This is a genomic window from Mycobacterium kyogaense (assembly GCF_036946525.1).
Lineage (GTDB): Bacteria > Actinomycetota > Actinomycetes > Mycobacteriales > Mycobacteriaceae > Mycobacterium > Mycobacterium kyogaense_A.
In genome coordinates this window covers 190,294-207,655 of the sequence record NZ_JAQIIY010000003.1, presented here as the reverse complement: position 1 = coordinate 207,655, position 17,362 = coordinate 190,294, and the positions used below count along the sequence as shown (strand labels likewise).

Below are 17,362 nucleotides of genomic sequence, written 5' to 3'. Positions count from 1 at the left end.
ACAACCTTGTGCCGGACCAATACCGGCGTACTGTACAAATCGTCCTGCTAAAACGAGAAGTCATCGACGCAGCCAGATCCACTAACTCGCACGGATTTGCGTAAACCCGATCGCCTAGGACGGCAGAGCATTACCTAGTCGGTCATCAACCGCGTGGTAATTGGCATGGTCCTTCCAACTGACGGATTCAGTGAGGCAGCCGATTCTCCTGCTATTGCCGTCAAACATCCGCGCCTAGAGGCTATCCGGAGGTAGGCGTGGATTTGAGCTCGGTCGCTGGAAGCCCGATTTTTGGGCCGGACGACCGGGAAGTAATGGAAACCCGAAGAAAGGAATATCAATGGGAACAACCAGAACCGAACGAGTGGTCCGTCCCGTCAACGTCGTGACGCTGGCAGAACCCGGCGGAAAGGACTACGAGGCGGATTTCCTTGTGCCGCTCGCTCAGTCAGCAATGGCGAGCACCGCCAAAGCATAGCGGCTAAGGGCAACAACGGATCATGAAGGGCACGCTGGCCTCGCTTGAGCGATCGGTCGATACAACGGTCGCGCTCGAAGAGGTCCAGCGTGTCCTTCGCTCCACGGGGTCCTTGGACTACGGAGTCAGTTCGGCGAGATACCCGAACCAAACGTGGGCGACACTCTCGACTCCCGCGGGAATCACGGTTCGCAGCCATGGCAAGGGCATAGGCATGCAGAGCCTCGCAAGCGCACTGTTCGAATTGCTGGAACATGCCGTATCAATGGGGATCGTCACTCGGCCTGTCGACACCCCAGTGATCCCAACTTCTCAAATGTACTTACAGGGCGCCATTCGGCCGGACTGGCTTGGGTCTCTCGTCGTGGACCGACTGACGGCCGCTGAGGGGTCGCTCTTCGAACTGATCAATACTCGAACAGCGCTACCAATATGGCTACCCTCCTCGCTCTGCGAGGAAAGGAGTGAATGGTCACACGACGAGGTGTTGGCACAGACTGCGCGGTACTGGAGTTCGAACGGATATGCAGCGGGCATGACCGCAAGTGACGCTACGCTTCACGCACTGAACGAAGTCGTCGAACGAGATGCGTTCAGCGAGTTCCTAATTGCAGCCTGCCACTATCGGCCAGTGGGTACCCAACTGCAGGTATCGGACCACGAGTTGGCAGATCTCAAAATGCGTGTGGAAGCATCGACGAGATCCGTAGTCGAACTGCGAGCGCTGCCGTGCTTGATAGGCGCAGTCTGTATGGCATGCAGCGACCGGTTTGATTATCACGGGCGTCGGCTAGTCGGGCTAGGCAGCTCAGGAAGCCCCGCCTACGCCGTTGAGCGTGCACTGCTGGAGTACGAACAAGAATGCGCAGTAGAAGAAGAGTTTGAAGCTGGCGCCCTATCTGAGGACGAGGACGATGTCGAGGACTCTGACACTGTTCGCTGTCACCCATTCCTCAGCCGCGCGTACTTCCTGGCCGAACTACCGCCCTATTCGCAGCCGACAGCGTACGTCGCCAACGGCTCTAAACAAGTCGGTGACTACGCCACCGCAGCAAAAGCTCTGGGCGATAGGGGCTTTCCCGTTGCCAGGCGTGTCCTGTTCAAGAAACCTGGTCCAGCTGGCGACGCCAGCCCTACCGTCGCGCAAGTTGTCGTCGTCGGTGCAGAAAAGTTTCATCTCGTTCGACTAGGACTCGACGTGGAGCCCGTCGGCCGCTTGCGTACCGCCGAAACCCTCGAAGCTTGTCGCGGGCCTCGCCGCGGCGAAGTAGTAAATCACATGAAAGGACAACCATGAACACTGACATTCGCGCTCGCGAGGGTGCTTTGCTCTCTGGACGCTGGGGAGAAGCAAACGAGATCCGCTCCGCGGCGATGCCATGGTTCACGTCTGCAAATGTTCCAGAGACCAACGTGAGAGCTGCAGACGTCCACCCCCTGATACACAATGCAGCATCGATGTCGGATGGGGATGGAAACCTCCAATCCCCAACATCTTTCGAGTGGGACGCTGCTCTTGCGCTCCGTCGAACGCCTCACACCGCGAAGCGACGGCCCGGACCATCAGAAGCTGACCGAGAGCTGTGTGAAGTGATCAACGGTCGGCTGTCGCCTCGAACGATCATCGAACTGGACGAAGCGCAGGAAGTAGTCCTTGATCAAGCTCTCGCGTTGCTCGACGAGACCATCCCATCTCTTGCTGCCGACGCATTTGAGTACTTACATCTTTTCGTTCTGACTGACCGCACTGACATGATCGGCGAAACCTGGATGGAGTATCCAGGGCTTGTGCTCTTTGGCCCAGCGGCATTCGCTACTCCAAAAGTCCTCGCCGAATCCATCTTCCATGAAGCACTCCATTCGAAAACGGTGTGGATCGAACGAGGAATGCCGAATCTGAAGGCAGGAGAATCCGAGGACGATAACGAGGATGATAAGCCGATCGCGATTCCGTGGCGTCATGAGAAGGACGGCTCAGTCACACATTGGTCTGCGGTTCGCACCTACGACGCATTCTATGTCTACTCCCACCTCACTGTGCAGTCATGCGCGGTGTGGGAAAGAGACAGGCTGGAAGGCGATCTCGATCAGTTTCGGCGCATATGCTTCCGCGCCGCTTACCTCTCCAACCAACTGCGAAACAATCCCGACTGCGCCGGTATTGGCGCCGAACGCCACCAATTGGTCAGTTGGCTGGACAGCATTCGGATACAGCCGTTCGACTTGACGGAGGCTGGACAACGTCAACTCAGCCTCGTCGCGTAACGCGCTTCGCACCCGCAGGACGACGCCCAATTCCCGAAATTCCAAGAAGGAGCCTCATTGTGGGAGCTATGGCGCAAGTCGGCGGCAGGCGTGTTCTGCGGGTGGCGCGGACCTGGATGCTCGTCGGTCTTCTATTGTCGTACTTTGGCACAACAATCGTGGGTGGCGCGACTCCGGTGTTGGTATCCCTGTCGCTGCTACCACTCATTTGGCTACCGGTTATGGCGACACTAGAGAACTTGCAAGACATGTGCAGTGCGCCGGTCGCAAAGGTACTAAAGCGATACGACGCAGGTCATATTTTAGTCTTCTGCGAACTTTTGGACCTCATCCTCACCGTGCTCGCGGTGCTGCTCATTGCAGTTCTCGGTGGGGCTTCCATAATCGTGGTCTTGTGCTGCTACACGGTGGCGACATCGTTTCTTCCGCTGTTCATTGATCTTGCCGAAGAGTTCTACGGTGCAGAGATCGAGGCTCTTGATCCAGGATCCGCCGCGCGCTTCAATACCATCCTCTATGCAGCGATGCCAGCCGTGTCGCAGTTCGCCAGCGGTCCGCTGGGCAGCTTGTTGGCTGGTGTCTCTGTCCTTGCGGTCCTCTTCATCAATGCAGTGGCATCAGCGTGTGCCATCGCCGCCCGCTATCGCAGTGTGAGCCTCGGGCGCCGCTTTACCCGCATGCAGTCCCGCGAAGCGATTGTCGGAGATTCTGAGACTGAGCTGCCGGAAGAAGTGGAAGAACGATCCAGCTCTGCGCCACTCCGCCTACGCGACCTGATACAACTCCGCGGAGCAGGTTCGCCGATATTTTCTGCTGCTGTACCACTGGCGACTGGACTGAGCGGCGTCTACTTCGCTCAATGGTGTGCGTCATTAGTCCAGAACAAGGGCGCATTCTTTGCGGCGGCGGCTGTTTGCGTCGGTGTTGGCGCCTTGGCCGGCCCTGTTCTGGCGCGCAGACTGCGGTCCTGGGTATCTGCACCGACCGTGCTGTACGTTGGCAGCGCCGCAACAGGTGCACTGATGGTGGTCGCTGCGACGGCCGCATCCTCGACAGTGATTGGGACTAACCCCACCGCGATATTTGTCGGCTTTCTTTCCTATGCGACGGTGGCCAGCTTTCTCATGACCGGCGTGAACGTAACCCAGGTCACCGCTCGTCAGGAGAATTATCGCGGCGATTTGTTCGTCCAAGTAATGAGCTGGGGACACTCGTTCGCTGCGGCGGGTGGGCTTGCAGGAATCTGGGCTGGCCTCGTTCTTGGCGCTAACAGAACTCCTTCACCGGCGCTGATACTCGGCGCGCTGATACTGGTCCTGACGATTATTGTGCTGCGACCGCGCAGCGCCACCTGTTAGTCGTTCCGTCGTGGTCAGGGGATCTCAACGAGTGCAAGTTCATCGCTCGCATGGTGGGGCAGCGCAGCGAGCACTGGCTGCAGGTGAGGGTCCGTAACATGCCCGTCGAACTCAAGCAGCGCTCCGCGCCTCGAAGCAATGCGAAAGACCCGGGCAAGCGCCAACGAGAGCAGTCGAGCACCCTCAAGTTCGTCTTCGACTACCGTCTCCGCGACCACCTCAAAGCCGCGATCTACGGGAAAGGCGAATACGGCTGCCGCCAAACGACTTCCATCCCAGGTTGCGGTGCTAACGACAGGATCGAGAGCTGCAGCCTCCGCCATTGAGGCATCTGTTAGCTCGCTGCTGTCGGTCACTGGCGACCATGACTGATGCACCCACCGATAGCATTTTGCGAACGCGTCTGCGATCAACGATCTATCCAGGTGGTCCATGCTTGTCGTCGCTTCCCGGGCATAGGGCATTGATGTAACCCACTGCTGAACACCCGCATCACGAGGGTTTACAACGACTCTCGAGCACCGCTGATAGACACGTCCTCCAGCGTGACGTACGAAGCCAATCGCTGCTGCGTCCAAACTTCTGGCTTTACTGGAGAGGTTTCTTGGGTAGGGACGCGCGCCTCGAACAGCGTTTAAAAGCTTCGTGCCGACGCCGCGCCGCCGCTCCGAGGGCACGACCTCTATCGCGCACGGAAATCGGGTCCCGTGCAGTGCACTCGCGGCGATTGTTGCCGCTCCGACCACAAGGCCGCTGCCATTGGTGGCGATGATCGTCTGTTTCCACCTTGGCAGGGGTTCGCATGGGCCATGCAGCGAGTGGAACTGCTCGACCCATAGGGGGTCGCTCGCATCATCCTCGATAAGAGCAACCATATGGCGCTCATCGCCAGGCGACCAAGGCCGCAGGATGAGGTCCCCGCTTCCGATTCTGTCCGCCATTAAATCATTGTGGCATTTGTCGTTTCCATCGAACACCGCGCCGGCGACGAGGTGCGCATGGTGTGCGCCGTCATTCAATGCGGCGCAGAACTTCGGGGGCCGATCGAGGACCTCATCCGATGGTCGGCATTACTATCGATTCGCGGAACCGAAGGTGATCGGTTCCGCCCGAATCGCTACTCATCGTTCTCCCTGGCCGCTTCGCGAGGCGAGTGCCTGCCAAATGGCCCGCGACTACCGCGGATAGCCGTTGGCGGAGAAGTAATCCAAATCCACGCCCCGCAAACAGCGGCCGAAGTGACGCCCCACGACAGCTGGCCAGTAACTCGACGCCATCGTCAGCACCGATGCCCGCCTAACCCTTGGGCTAGCAGTGGGCATGCTCAAACTAGATCACGTCCGCGCCATCATCGACACCGAAGGCAACGACGCCATAGTTCGAAACATTCTCGACGCGCCCGAACCAAGCGCCCCACGCACTAGGTCTTTGAGGTCAATCGCTTCCTGTCGCAGGCGCAAGGTTGGTGTCTTGGTTGGTGTCTTAACCCTCTGCCCGTGGGTTGCGCAGGGTGGGCCGGTCGATCTGCTCGCGCAAGATGTCTCCATGACCGGCGTGCCGGGCGAATTCTTGGATCATGGCCAGTAGCGTCCACCGCATGCTGACGGCCCCCTCCCTCGGGTTGTCTTTGGTGTCGTCCAGGTTGAAGCCCGCCGCAATCTCCCGTGACTTCTGGCTGGCTCGTTGGAACTCGGCGATGACGTCTTCCAGCGACTCGTCGTCGGTGACGGAGAAAGTACCTTCGTCGCGGCGCGAGTACCCATCGCACTCAGATTCCTCCAGTCCCGCCCAGAATCGCTGAAACCAAATCCTCTCTGCACCAGCGGCATGCTTGATCAACGAGATTGGCGTCGTCAGCGATGCAACCAGTCGGATTCGGGCCTGGGCTTCGGGAAGGCCGCGGACAGTTTCGATAAGTGCTTCGCGGTTGTGGTCGAGCATGCGCTCGATAACCAATCGTTCGGCGCCGTCTCGTATGTCATTGTCGGACATAGTGTTTGATCCTTCTCCCTTGTTGGCGTGTGGATGGGGTTTGGGTGGCACTGCGTTAGTCGGTGCATCTCCTCAAGCGATGAGTGGTTTCGAACCCCTGCTCGCCGCGGCGTGGGCCGTAGCCCCGCGTCAGCTCACTGAGTCAGCTGTGTGCCGCACTGTCGGCGCGGCCATTGAGACGGCTGAGGGCCGCGTGTTCGTTAGTGTCTGCGTGGACACTGCGTCGTCACTGGGTTTTTGCGCTGAGCATTTAGCTGCGGCTGCGATGCTTACTGCAGCAGTTCAGAGCGACATCGTCCGAACGGTAGCGGTGACCCGCCATGGCGCGTTCATGGCTCCCTGCGGGCGTTGCCGAGAATTCGTCATCCAGCTCGACGCCGCGACGAAGACACTCCCGTTCTGATCGACTCAGACACTGCGATCGCGCTCCGAGAACTGCCGCCGTTCAGCCAAGCGTAATCCACAAACAATCCGCCGTGCCGCGTAACGCCGACGATTGCTCATTTCGGCAAACTCTATCCACGGATACCTAGACTCCCGCGGATCATCAATATACACACTGAGCTGCGCATTCTCGGACTGATTCGCAGTGCGTTGTGCAACAAATGGACGTCAGCCTCATGATGCCCCGTAATCGATACCGGTGCGACGTACCGTGCGGTGTCCGACCCAAGATCTACAATTCAAGAGAGTCCGGACCGGATGTCCATCTGGACTCCGAGTCCTTGGTCTGGAACCTCTTGGCCTCTTGGCCGGCAGGCCCTGACGGTAACACCGGCACTTGCTGGGGGCAACGGTAAGCGCGCCGATTGCCCGACCTTGGTTCGTTGATACGGCACCCGCCGTGACTTACAGGTCCGAGGAGCAGCGTGGCAGAGAATCCAAAGCCAATTTCCCGTCCGCCCAGCATCAGCCTTGGAGGCTTCGTCGAGTTTGCATCAGCGATGTCGAGTGGCCGAATCATTGCCGTACAGAATGTAATTGCCAACGAATTTGGCGACTACGAGCCGAGCCATGATTTTTACCGCCAGTTCCGGAAGGCGATTGGAGAAGGCATTGCGAACGGCAACGACGACGTCAGGGTCCGCCAGGCCGTGACCGCATGTAACCCCAAGCGACGCGATCACTACGAGGCGCTCGCCGCGGGCTGGATGGGGTGGCGGCGCGGTAAGCGGCTGGAGGTGTTTTCACAGCCGCGCGAATGGCACAACGTCGGTCTCGAGGTGAGGGTATCGCCTCAGTTCATCTGGCACGATCGGAAAGACAGCTATCTGGTGTGGCCCTACCTCAAGGGTCCTGTGCCCTCACGTGACGGCATCCAAGCCGCAATCCGCCTTATCGAGACGACACATCAGGACTCCAGACTTACGCCTGCGGTGCTCGACGTTCGGCGCGGCAAGCTACATAAAGCGACGCGTCGACGCAGGGGCTTCGACGCTTGGCTAACAAGCGAAGCCGCGGCGTTCATCTCGCTATTGGAATCCATCAGGAATGTCGCCTGAGATGTATACCGGCTTTTTCATCGATGGCAACGGTTACATCTTCAGTGCAGCAGGATACGCGAACTGCTTTATTCGCGGCGGATATGTATACCTTCACAGCGGTTATTCGAATCACTTTATAAAAGATGGCGCCATTTTCGGGCCGAATGGTTACACAGACTATTTCGTCTCGGACAAGTCAATCTTCGGACCCCGCCAAACCCTTCCTTGGCTCTGACTTCGCCCAGGCACCACATCACATCTACGCACTGACGGACAGCCTGCGTTTGGGTCTTCCGCACCTATCAGCTGGAACCCTTGTCCGCCTCGCTGAGTCGGCAATCTGACTTCGCTGTCAACGTCGCGGCCTTTTGTGTGGCGAGTCGGAACTCGACGCCGTCTGCGCCAGCGATATAGACATCGTGGTTGCCCGGTGCGTCCTGGAAGGTGCCGAACTCGCGTACACCCTGCTGAGCCACGCTGTCTCTCACGATCTTCAGTGTCTGCGGCCAAATAGAATCGGGAATTGGCCCACTGAAGACGGCCATCACATACGCCTGCTTAGCCGGGGTGTTGGCGTAGTCGCCCCCGCACCCGATCCAGGTATTCTTCTCGATTTGCCATGTCAGACCAGGTACTAGCGATGCGACCTTGGCGGACATGGATTCCACCTGCGACTGATACTGCGCCTGCGCCGCTTCGAGCGATGGCTTTGCACGGAGTTGCATTTCGAGCTGTTCTCGATTGGTGGTGGTCACGGTTGTCTCCGTTTCCGATGGACTGGACGACGACTGGCACCCTGCTACAGCAGCGCAAAGCAGCGCAGTCGCAACGATTTTCGTGAGACTCATCATCATCACCTTGGCATTCCCGGAATGAGCGGCGGCAGTGGCGGTGTGATCGGCGGAGGTGGCGGCGGTGCAAGTTTCATATTGTCTGGCAGGCCAGCAAGCACCGCAGCTAAGTTGTAACCCGACATTCGAAGTTGTTGATCACTACCAAGACGCGCGTAGTCGGCGTGCGCGTTGACGCCCTCCCTCACGACGCCACCTGGATCGGCCCCGGCTGCCGCTGACAGTTCAGGGAACATGCCGTTGTAGGGATTCACGCCCCACCCATGGAGCGGTGCCGCCTCCGCCACCGGGCCCGCGATGAGATCGTCGGCGCCGCGCATGACGTACGCGTGCCCCGCGCCTAGACCCAATTGATCAGGGCTTGTCAGTTCGAGACCCGGCGAACCGTAGAAGACGACGTCATCCACGGCGTGTACTCCATCAGCGTTCAATTCCTGTAGTGCCAGGGAGGACGTGAGCGAACCATACGAATGCCCGAGCAGGGTCAGGTGACCATTGGGATTGTTGGCGTGCACCTGCTCGAGATACTGAGACAGGCTGTCGGCGCCGAGCTTGGCCTGCCCATCCCCCATCGTCGCCACAGCATCGGCGGGGCTCATGGTGTTGAGCGGATTGGCCGGCGGGTCATAGCCCATCCACGCAACTGTCGACGCTGACCCAGAGACACCGGCCGCCCGCATCTGACGCTCAGCCTCGAGTTGCAAATTCTGCGCCTCCGAAACCATGCCTGGAAGCGTGTCTTTGGTCGTCGACCCGATGCCGGGAACCGTCACCGATACATTCTTGGCGGTGTCAGGGTTCCCGACCGCAACAGCAGCCAGCACCTGCTTGCCGCTGCCGGTGCGCGGGTCGAACACGGTCAGATAAGTTTCGGGCGCTTTGCCGAGTGCGCCGTGGACCGAGTTGAGATCACCGAGGTAGCTCTTCGCCCCCTTGAGTTCGTTCCCAAATTCATCCAGCCTGCCCATCGTTTCCGCACTGTGGTCGCCCGTCATGTAGGCCTTGCGTGCAAGTTCGTCGAACTGACGTTGCAGCTGATCGACCCTCGTCTGCGTCGTGGCGCGCTCCTGCTCGAGCCGAGCCTCATTCGCATCGCTCGCGACTTGGGTCGGCGTGAGGCCATCGGGTCCTACTGGCGGCCCCGACTGCGGAATCGGCGTCTTGCCAGTGGCCATGTTGATGGCGGCGGCCAGCTCGTCGTCGATGGATGCGGCTTCAGCTAGTAGCGCCGTCAGCTGCGGTTGCAGCTCGGCTTCAGCCAGGGCCACGTCGGCGGTGTCCAACTGCGAACCTGCCGCTGGCACAAACGTATTCGAGACCGAGTCGAGTTCCATGCCGAGCTGGTGCGCTCGCTCCCGCAGGTTGGCCAGCTTGTTCTTGACCGCCTCGATCTCGTCGGCGGCTTTGTCTGCGGCTCGCGCAACCGCCAAGGCCTCATTTCCGTGGGCATCCAGGTCTTTTCGCGTCTTACCGACCGCGGCTCGGGCGGCCTCGGCCGCATCACCGCCCCAAGAGCCGAAGGCCGGCAGCTGGGCAATGCCGTTGGCTGCTTCCGCGGCCGCTTCAGCTCGGCTGCGTGTCGCGTGGAACACCTCGCGAACGTCGCCCGGGTCCCAGCGGTCGATATCAGCAGCCGAAACCGTCACCGCAAGCCTTTAGAGTCCCAGGTCGACATCGCTGATCTGCTGATCGGCGCGCTGCACCTGGGTCGCACCCGAATGGTCAGCCTCGACATATGCTGCGGCTCCGGTGCGCAGACCGTGCGCGTGGTCCACCATTTGACCGAAGATTGCAGTGGTGTCAGCCTGCCATTTCGTGACCGCACCAGATAAGGCGGCAACTGACGCCGCTGGCACCCCCTTCTGGGCTCCTTCGATCCTCGCGTCGGCGGCGAAGTGGCGCGCTTTGACAGCGTCGGCGTGTGTATCGACGGTGGCGGCAGAGACGTGAAGATCTTCTGGCACTACCTGAACGCGGGCAGGCACAGTCCCTCCTTCTGCGCAGCAAACCTGTCGATGCCCAGAATACTGGCAAGCGGTAGGGGTCGATGACGGCAATTCGGCTAGGGGGTTGTGTACCGAAACTTCACGCACAGGTCTCGCTGGCTGAGCGCTCCTCAACCACAACGCTCATGACCATGCCGCTGTCCAGCCGCTACCGGCCGTACGGATTGGTCTGATAACCAGGGCTTTCGAGCGGACTACTAGGTTGGAAGTTGGGCGCTCCGATTGGCAATATCGCCGACCGAACGAGGATGACGGCAAAGACAACCCCGAGCACCGCTGCGGCGGCGTACATCGTCCGGCTCTGATACGGGGCATGCCTCCACGCTGCGGTTCCGCCGACTAATGCCGCAATGATGATCGCGCCCCAGAGGATAAGGCTGAGCAGTTCTTTCAGAATGTCGAATAGGTCCATGCGTGAATGATCGGGCGTGGCACCGACATACAGCGCCGCCCCAAGCTGACGAGTTTCAAGATCCCCGCGGATTCGGCTATCGCGTACCACTTCGTGCTTACGTCGCACTCTGGTATCGACGGGCTTCGCAACCGCCGACCCGTACTGCTCACAGGGGCCCGACCGTCACCATTTTTCGATGTCAGCTGCGTCGTGCGGGGGCTGATAGAAGCTGAACGGATCGTCATCGAGCGGTGGCGCGGACAAGCGTGTGGCAGCCGAGGCCTCGCCAAGGGCCGCGACAATGTCGGGATCGACCTCCTTCAGTTGCTGTAGGACACGCGAGCGGTGCTGTTCGAGTTCAGAGACGGCCGCCAGCACCCTCGCTGTCGCATTATGGGCGGCCTTTTGCGCGGTTGCCGTGATCAGTCGGCCCAGTTCATCTCGGTCGAGGCGCCGCGTCCCTTCATCGAGTTCGACATCTACCACGCTGCCGGACGCCGTGACCCATACACGCACGAGATCGTCAGGCGATGACGCGACCACCGCGCCAATACCCTCAATCGCAGCGCGGGTCTGCGCGAGCAGGGCAGCTTGACCGCGGACGCTCTCAATGTCGAAGTCATCAGCGCTCATGCCGGAAGCTTCTCCATTGCCTGGCGGGCGTACCGGCGGACCATTGAGTTGGCGTCTTTCATGTGGGGCTCAATACGGTCTCGCACCCCCTCAGCCTTCATTGCAATCAGCGCCTTCAGCGCAAAGTACGTCCACTCGGTGTCCAGGTAGCGCAGCGCGATCTCACGCGCTTCCGGCGTTTTGACCTTGCCCATGTACTCGATGAGCGGCCCCTTGGGAACCGCCGGCGGCAACTCGTCCAGCAGTCCAGCGATCAGCGCAAAGTCCTTTTTCGACGCGAGTCTCGTTAAGGCGCGCACGGCGAAGTCGAGCGTCTCGCTGTCGAGAGGAGGCTGGTGCCGTAGCTGTCCGAGCAACGCCTCGATAACGTCGCGGTTGCCCTTCGCGGCCGGATCGTTGAGGTTCCGGATGAGGTCGCCCCGGATAATTGCCCGATGCCGAGTCTCCGGCCCCGGTATGCGGGCCTCGAGATGGGTGAGCCAGTCTAGGAAGATCGGGATGCCCTGCGGGATGGTACGAACCTTCTGGAGGTCGCTGAGCGTGTAGCAGGGAACCCCCACTGCGGCAAGATCTTCCATGATCCGCCGATCAAAGCCACGCTCGCCATCGTGATAGCGCGCCGGAACCCGATGAATCCAATCATCGCCCTCTGGCATGTCGGGGTAGGTGATGACGGGAAAAGCTTGCCGTCCGGCATTCGACTGTGCAGTCGGCGACGTTGCGTCGCTATCCTGCCGCGGTCGACGAACCATATCGGCGCTCGTGGACTCGATAGCACCAATCGCCTGACGCAACTGGGAGATGCGGTCGTCGTTTGACGGTCGTCGCGGCTCGTTCATGCCGTCAATCCTGCCGAGCGAGGAGTATCGTTAGAAGTCATTGTTGTCATCAAGTTCCTTGCGCACCAGCTGAATTTGGCCGGAGTCGATCATCTGTTGGATCTGGGGATCGTTGATCTGAGTGCGGTGGTCCACGACGAGCGTCATCGTGTAACCCTGGTCCTTGGCGTACTGCGCCTCTGCTCGGATTTGATCGGTGTACGGGCGAATCTCGTTGGTGTTTTTGACCTCGACCACATTTTCGTTGATGCGGTCGATCTGGTCGGGCACGACGGTTACCTGTCTGCCGTCCACCGTGACAGTGACTTCTTGCTTGGGAGCACCCTCCGGTATTCCCGCCCGACGCTCTCCTTCGTCTCCCGCCCGCTTGTTCTGCGTTCCATCTCGGTTTCGGACCGGATTCGTTTGGCGCGGAGTGCGGTTCAGTATCGACGACAACAGCTGCGTACTTCCGGTCGCGAGCGCGTAAATACCGGTATTGGACTTCGCTGCGGTTTCGACGGTGCCGTTGATGCCATTCATCAGCGCGTCCATGCCGCGCGCGAACGCGACCTTATTGGCCTCAATCATCTGATCGATCTGTTCGCGCAGCAGCTTGCCATAGGGCAATGCGTACGTGGCAGCCTTGTCGATTTCGTAGGAGATGAGTATCGCGTTGAGGATGGTCAGTGACGTACGGCCCGTGCTCTTATCAATGTCCGCGACGCGGTGGACCTCAGCGCACGAGGCACCCAATGCCGTGGCCGCGTCGCCGGTGTCGTTGAGGGCCTGGCAGACGTTACCTACTTCAGTGACGATGCCGCTGACTTCCGGGCTCTGGTCCTGTGCATCCCGTGGAAACACGCCAGTGACGTCCGACCACAGGGTTTGCGCATCGGTCTTCCGGTCACGGCCGAAGTTGGCGAATGCGGTTCCCGCAGTGCCGATTTTGCCCTCCTGGCAATCGGCCCACTCTGTGGTGACATGCTCCGCAACCAGGTCCCAGTGGTCGGGCTTTTCGTGGGTGCCGCCCACCACATGGCTCTTAGGATGCAGGTTGGTACCGAGTGATGCGCCCTGTGGTATTGCTGATGTGGGCTGATCGCCGCCTCCCTGAGATTCGTTCTCGGCGTGCGCCCAGTTAAGTCCGGCCTGGTGGACTTGATAGCCCAGCTCGCGTGCCGCGATGGCGGTTGTCGACCCCACCTCGAACACGTCGGACGCGGACTGATCGAAACTCGACGCCCATGCCGGGCCGCCGGTGGAGTAGGTACCGGCTGACTGTCCGACATCGAGACCGTCGTCAAGGCCCCGCAGTTTCGTTTCTATCGACTTCGAGGCGTCGCACAGTTTCTGCGCCACCTGGTAGTACTGCTCTGGCGTCACCTTTGCCACTGCGAATCGCCCTGCCTAGCCGAACATTTCAACGTTCGCACGAAGCGCTTCGGCGTAGTTGTCGCGAGCGGTCGAGACGTAGGCCCGGTACTGCCGCAGCGCGCTCAGATGCTCTTCGGCCTGCGCTTGCCATCGGTCATGGTCCGCGGTGAAGGCTGTCGCCGCCGCGCCCGAATATTCTTCCAGGACTGTCGAAACCGTCGAGCGCGCAGTCTGCAGGTGCGTCGTCGCTTCCTCGATGGATCGGTCCAGGAGGTCGACGAAGTCGGTCATTTCCGGTAGGTCGTAGCGAAAGGTCGGCATGTGGCCTACATCTGCCGGTCGATGTCGGCGCCAGAGCCGCCATCCTGGCCGCGGTACTGGCCGGCAGCGCTATGCAGCTTGTCCGCGGTTTCCGCTAGCTGGTCGACGTGCGCGCCGAGCGCGTCGTGAAGCTCTGCCCACATGCTGGCACCCTTCGCCGCCGCTCCCCCCGGTCCACTTCCCGTGCAGCGCGTAGTGGCCGCTATTGATCTTGGTCAACACGTCCCGCAGCCCCTCATGCGTCTGACGGAACTGCTGTGCACCGTCGACTAGCGCCGCAGGATTGACCCGTAAACTGTTGTCCACCAGCACACCCCCACGACATCGAGGCAGGCATGGACTGGCGCGCCACAACGACTGAAACAGCCCAAGCCGACCTTGATCAGCTCCTTGCCGACAGCATACAAGTGGCCATACGGGGGCTTTCGCACCAAAATTTAGCACCGTTCATGCTTGTCATCAGCACTACCGGCGACCGTGGCATGCGCAGCCTGGCAACACCTGCACCTAACCTCGAAACCGCAATTGCCGCGCTACAAAGCGACCAGGACGCTGCCGACCTCCGTGCTCGCGCCACCGTCCTCGACGTCACCGTGCGAGAGCCGTTCGCTGGGGACGCCATCAATGTGCGTCTCGAGCACCGAGACGGCCCGGCGATCGACATCCTCGTGCCGTACAGCCACAACTCCGACGGCATCACCGTCACCACCGATGCTCTCACCGCGGCCACCGACGAGCACCGACTATGGCCGACGCCGCCAGGCACCGAAGGCTGATCCGGCTCAGGACAGAGAAACGATCGTGAAGCCGAACGCGGTCAGCGGCTCCAGCAGGGACCGATCCGCACTGGTCACTGGCGCGAAGACGACAGCCTCACCTCCGCCGGGACCCGCGGCGAACTGACGAAATTCAGGGAACTTCGAGAGTTCCTCGCCCACAGCAACACTGGCCGGCCACTGCGCAATCATGATCGAAGTTGGGACACTTCCCGGACTCACAGCTTTCGCCGAGCAATACGCAACGGTAGTGGCGTTCGGGAATCGGAAGTTTGCGCTCGACGGTGCTGTAACCGAACCTTCCTGACACACCGACGCGGTCCAGTCATCACGATCACCTGAGACTTGTCGCTCGGCGGTACCAGGGGAGGTTGACTTAACATAATCGCGAGCCCGGTCGGCATCAACCAGGACGAAGACGGCGGCTGCGGCGATTGTCGTGATCAGAATAGCGCCGACGATCACCCATAGCCCGCGTCGACCGCGTTTTCGAACGGGTTGATTTTCGTCGAACCGCGGGCGATATTCATCTGGCCACGGGCCGGTCGGATTGGTCACCGGCCAACCGTAACGGTCGTGCGACTGGCACTTGCAAGCTTCGGTGCTGCCCACCCACACGCCCCATCGCAGTACCCAGGCGCGGGAAATGTGCTGGCGTTGAGATGAGCATCGCGACCCTCTATCGCTGCACGAGTCAGCCCAAGCTCTTACCGGCATTCGCCCCAGTAGGAACGGGAGCCGGAAGCAGGTCCCGTCGCATAGAAGCGACTTGCCCCTGGAACAACCTGCCAACAGCCCGCGATGCGCAGCCTCATATCCGAACCGCGCTACGCGGAGCCGTTACGGACGCGCGAAGGTGAGTCGATCACGTTCGCGTTGACTGCCGGGTTCGTAGTACTTCGCAAACCAGGGCTCTTTCTGCATTTTCGGTGCGAACGCCACTGGTTTAAGCAGAACGAGCGGGTCAATAGGTTTCTTCGGGTCCACCGCGTCCTTCATGCGGTTACGAAAGTTCAGGTGATCGAACACGCGCAACGCTTCGATCGCGTAGGCGGTGGCGATCCGCTGATCCTCAATAACCACCATGTGGTCGCCATTATTGTTTTCGCCCGAGGGAGAGAAGTTGCTCGATCCGGTGAACACCTTGGCACCGGGTTTGTCGAAGTCGACGACAACGAACTTGTGGTGAATGTTGATGCCCTTGCCTCCCGACCACTCGGACTTGAACGGTTCCGGCGCGTGGTCGGCGAGGTACGCAAAGTCGACGAGGCCGGTCTCGCCGCTAGGCTTCTGTATTTTCATTCCACCCCGGGTGTTGACCACGCCGTAGCTGAATAGCGGTTTGGGTATGAGGCGGTCAAGCGCCTCACGCACGTCACCAGTTTTCGTTTGACTCATAAATGCGAAGGAGTAGAACACCGACGACGTCGCTTGGTCGATCGCCCCACCGACTGGACTTAAGGCAAGGTCTGGATGCGTATGGGGTGAAAAGCAGAGGCGAACGGGCTTTTGGCCGGCAGGATCCTCCTCGTGCCACTTTTTGGAGAGTTCCTCGCCGGTGAAGTCGTCCATGCTGTCGAACGCGAGGTCAAACATCTCGGAGAACTTCGCAGCGATGCCGCCATCGTTGAACACGTACATATTGTTGGCCTGAATGTAGAGACCGCGATATGAAAAGTTCGTGGACCCGCCGAGCACGCGGATCGGGACACCATTGCGTTTGGCGATCAGAATCTTGTTGTGCTGCAGATTCCGGAAATGGCCGCGATGGATCGCGTCCTGGCTTCCGGTAGATTTTCGAAGAAGCCGGGCGGCCCGAGACTCGGCGGTGACGCGACCGCCGTGCCCCTTTGAATCGTCGATGATCATTCGCAAACGGGGTCCCAGTTGTTCTAGGCGCGCGACGATTTCGGCCTCGTTGAGGTCGTAGGCCATCGCGTCGACTGTGACCGAAGTATCGGCGATGGCCCAGTCGAGGAATCCAAATAGCAGCCGGTACGCCTCGAATCCCAGCCACTTGTAGATATCCCCCTTCGGATTCGCCGCAATCTTCGATCTCTGCTCGGCAAACCCGAGCCCTTCCTCGGGCTTGTTGGGGAGGATCTCGTTGGGATCATTGATGCCGAGATCCTTGCACTTGCTTCCAAACGCTTGCGAGGAAGCGAAATTTCGTGCGAAGCCAATGTCCACGAAGTTGTCGATCGTGACCGGGTTCAGATCGATCGGCAGCTCGATCATCAAGCCCTTCCGGAGCAAACCGTCGCTCGGCATATGCATCTTGGTGACACGGTACGTGTACGTGCCGGCGCGCGGCTCCCACGGGAAGTGAACCCAACGGAAGGTCTGCAATGGAGCTTTTGTCGTCTCGAAGTTGCGATTTCCATCCACATAATCCTTCGCGTCGAAGGCCAGTCGATTGCGAAGATTTTTGAACACCGTCTGGCCCGGCTCGCGGTATTGGACGGCGAATCCGACGAAGTCAGGCTCGGGGTCATCGACGTCAAAGCCGAGAAGACACATGGACTCCCCGCGCCAGAGCCGCACACGGAAGCCCGCTACCTCGTTTGCCACCGTCACTTCTGCCATGATCAGTCCCCTTAAGTCTTCCT

The 17,362-nt window shown here is 60.1% G+C and carries 19 protein-coding genes; 7 read left to right on the top strand and 12 right to left on the bottom strand.

From position 1 onward, the window contains the following. Positions 1 to 340: 340 nt before the first annotated feature. From PGN37_RS01235 to PGN37_RS01215, 5 genes are all read left to right on the top strand, one after another. The gene (locus tag PGN37_RS01235; RefSeq protein WP_335329193.1) at positions 341 to 478 is read left to right on the top strand and encodes a hypothetical protein; all 138 of its coding nucleotides are present in this window, start codon (positions 341 to 343) and stop codon (positions 476 to 478) included. Between the two features lie 22 nt (positions 479 to 500). Beyond that, positions 501 to 1,775, top strand: coding sequence for a YcaO-like family protein (locus PGN37_RS01230; protein WP_335329192.1), 1,275 nt, complete (start codon positions 501 to 503; stop codon positions 1,773 to 1,775). Beyond that, positions 1,772 to 2,743: a hypothetical protein gene (locus PGN37_RS01225; protein ID WP_335329191.1), complete on the top strand. Its 972-nt coding sequence runs from the start codon at positions 1,772 to 1,774 to the stop codon at positions 2,741 to 2,743. Before PGN37_RS01230 ends, PGN37_RS01225 begins: the two co-directional genes overlap by 4 nt. Positions 2,744 to 2,811: 68 nt before the next feature. Beyond that, on the top strand, positions 2,812 to 4,101 hold the full coding sequence (locus PGN37_RS01220) for an MFS transporter (protein WP_335329190.1): 1,290 nt from the start codon (positions 2,812 to 2,814) through the stop codon (positions 4,099 to 4,101). 98 nt (positions 4,102 to 4,199) lie between these two features. Further along, positions 4,200 to 4,427: a hypothetical protein gene (locus tag PGN37_RS01215; protein ID WP_335329189.1), complete on the top strand. Its 228-nt coding sequence runs from the start codon at positions 4,200 to 4,202 to the stop codon at positions 4,425 to 4,427. A 1,156-nt stretch (positions 4,428 to 5,583) separates the two neighbouring features. Here the strand turns inward: PGN37_RS01215 and PGN37_RS01210 are convergent. Continuing rightward, positions 5,584 to 6,093 carry a DinB family protein gene (locus PGN37_RS01210; RefSeq protein WP_335329188.1) on the bottom strand — a complete coding sequence of 170 codons (510 nt, stop codon included), beginning with the start codon at positions 6,091 to 6,093 and terminating at the stop codon, positions 5,584 to 5,586. Positions 6,094 to 6,962: 869 nt separating this feature from the next. Here PGN37_RS01210 and PGN37_RS01205 point away from each other — a divergent pair. Next, entirely contained in the window at positions 6,963 to 7,595 is a 633-nt protein-coding gene (locus PGN37_RS01205; protein WP_335329187.1) for a hypothetical protein, read from the top strand. A 284-nt stretch (positions 7,596 to 7,879) separates the two neighbouring features. On the opposite strand, the gene PGN37_RS01200 is transcribed toward PGN37_RS01205, so the two are convergent. The 9 genes from PGN37_RS01200 to PGN37_RS01160 form a co-directional block, all read right to left on the bottom strand. Beyond that, a complete protein-coding gene (locus tag PGN37_RS01200; RefSeq protein ID WP_335329186.1) occupies positions 7,880 to 8,332 on the bottom strand; it encodes an LppA family lipoprotein in 453 nt (150 codons plus the stop codon). A 98-nt stretch (positions 8,333 to 8,430) separates the two neighbouring features. Further along, on the bottom strand, positions 8,431 to 10,074 hold the full coding sequence (locus PGN37_RS01195) for an alpha/beta hydrolase (RefSeq protein WP_335329185.1): 1,644 nt from the start codon (positions 10,072 to 10,074) through the stop codon (positions 8,431 to 8,433). Positions 10,075 to 10,083: 9 nt separating this feature from the next. Beyond that, complete coding sequence (locus tag PGN37_RS01190; RefSeq protein WP_335329184.1) at positions 10,084 to 10,413, bottom strand: hypothetical protein; 330 nt, start codon at positions 10,411 to 10,413, stop codon at positions 10,084 to 10,086. Positions 10,414 to 10,582: 169 nt separating this feature from the next. Then, positions 10,583 to 10,846, bottom strand: coding sequence for a hypothetical protein (locus PGN37_RS01185; RefSeq protein ID WP_335329183.1), 264 nt, complete (start codon positions 10,844 to 10,846; stop codon positions 10,583 to 10,585). Positions 10,847 to 11,011: 165 nt separating this feature from the next. Beyond that, entirely contained in the window at positions 11,012 to 11,461 is a 450-nt protein-coding gene (locus PGN37_RS01180) for a YbaB/EbfC family nucleoid-associated protein (protein WP_335329182.1), read from the bottom strand. Next, on the bottom strand, positions 11,458 to 12,300 hold the full coding sequence (locus tag PGN37_RS01175) for a HEAT repeat domain-containing protein (RefSeq protein ID WP_335329181.1): 843 nt from the start codon (positions 12,298 to 12,300) through the stop codon (positions 11,458 to 11,460). The genes PGN37_RS01180 and PGN37_RS01175 overlap by 4 nt, the downstream gene beginning before the upstream one ends. Before the next feature lie 30 nt (positions 12,301 to 12,330). After that, a complete protein-coding gene (locus PGN37_RS01170; RefSeq protein WP_335329180.1) occupies positions 12,331 to 13,674 on the bottom strand; it encodes a putative toxin in 1,344 nt (447 codons plus the stop codon). Between the two features lie 15 nt (positions 13,675 to 13,689). After that, positions 13,690 to 13,977, bottom strand: coding sequence for a WXG100 family type VII secretion target (locus PGN37_RS01165; protein WP_335329179.1), 288 nt, complete (start codon positions 13,975 to 13,977; stop codon positions 13,690 to 13,692). Positions 13,978 to 13,982: 5 nt separating this feature from the next. Continuing rightward, a complete protein-coding gene (locus PGN37_RS01160) occupies positions 13,983 to 14,120 on the bottom strand; it encodes a hypothetical protein (RefSeq protein ID WP_335329178.1) in 138 nt (45 codons plus the stop codon). A gap of 192 nt (positions 14,121 to 14,312) precedes the next feature. Between PGN37_RS01160 and PGN37_RS01155 the strand changes: the two genes are divergently transcribed. Continuing rightward, on the top strand, positions 14,313 to 14,753 hold the full coding sequence (locus PGN37_RS01155) for a hypothetical protein (RefSeq protein WP_335329177.1): 441 nt from the start codon (positions 14,313 to 14,315) through the stop codon (positions 14,751 to 14,753). A gap of 6 nt (positions 14,754 to 14,759) precedes the next feature. On the opposite strand, the gene PGN37_RS01150 is transcribed toward PGN37_RS01155, so the two are convergent. After that, complete coding sequence (locus PGN37_RS01150; RefSeq protein WP_335329176.1) at positions 14,760 to 15,311, bottom strand: hypothetical protein; 552 nt, start codon at positions 15,309 to 15,311, stop codon at positions 14,760 to 14,762. Between the two features lie 282 nt (positions 15,312 to 15,593). Then, positions 15,594 to 17,339, bottom strand: a complete 1,746-nt coding sequence (locus tag PGN37_RS01145; RefSeq protein WP_335329175.1) for a phospholipase D-like domain-containing protein — start codon at positions 17,337 to 17,339, stop codon at positions 15,594 to 15,596. Positions 17,340 to 17,362 lie beyond the last annotated feature (23 nt).

What these genes read in the sequence shown, in the direction of transcription:
- PGN37_RS01235 (WP_335329193.1), top strand. Translation starts at nt 341, where the DNA reads ATGGGAACAACCAGAACCGAACGAGTGGTCCGTCCCGTCAACGTCGTG.
- PGN37_RS01230 (WP_335329192.1), top strand. Translation starts at nt 501, where the DNA reads ATGAAGGGCACGCTGGCCTCGCTTGAGCGATCGGTCGATACAACGGTC.
- PGN37_RS01225 (WP_335329191.1), top strand. Translation starts at nt 1,772, where the DNA reads ATGAACACTGACATTCGCGCTCGCGAGGGTGCTTTGCTCTCTGGACGC.
- PGN37_RS01220 (WP_335329190.1), top strand. Translation starts at nt 2,812, where the DNA reads ATGGCGCAAGTCGGCGGCAGGCGTGTTCTGCGGGTGGCGCGGACCTGG.
- PGN37_RS01215 (WP_335329189.1), top strand. Translation starts at nt 4,200, where the DNA reads ATGCCCGTCGAACTCAAGCAGCGCTCCGCGCCTCGAAGCAATGCGAAA.
- PGN37_RS01210 (WP_335329188.1), bottom strand. Translation starts at nt 6,093, where the DNA reads ATGTCCGACAATGACATACGAGACGGCGCCGAACGATTGGTTATCGAG.
- PGN37_RS01185 (WP_335329183.1), bottom strand. Translation starts at nt 10,846, where the DNA reads ATGGACCTATTCGACATTCTGAAAGAACTGCTCAGCCTTATCCTCTGG.
- PGN37_RS01180 (WP_335329182.1), bottom strand. Translation starts at nt 11,461, where the DNA reads ATGAGCGCTGATGACTTCGACATTGAGAGCGTCCGCGGTCAAGCTGCC.
- PGN37_RS01175 (WP_335329181.1), bottom strand. Translation starts at nt 12,300, where the DNA reads ATGAACGAGCCGCGACGACCGTCAAACGACGACCGCATCTCCCAGTTG.
- PGN37_RS01165 (WP_335329179.1), bottom strand. Translation starts at nt 13,977, where the DNA reads ATGCCGACCTTTCGCTACGACCTACCGGAAATGACCGACTTCGTCGAC.
- PGN37_RS01160 (WP_335329178.1), bottom strand. Translation starts at nt 14,120, where the DNA reads ATGTGGGCAGAGCTTCACGACGCGCTCGGCGCGCACGTCGACCAGCTA.
- PGN37_RS01155 (WP_335329177.1), top strand. Translation starts at nt 14,313, where the DNA reads ATGGACTGGCGCGCCACAACGACTGAAACAGCCCAAGCCGACCTTGAT.
- PGN37_RS01145 (WP_335329175.1), bottom strand. Translation starts at nt 17,339, where the DNA reads ATGGCAGAAGTGACGGTGGCAAACGAGGTAGCGGGCTTCCGTGTGCGG.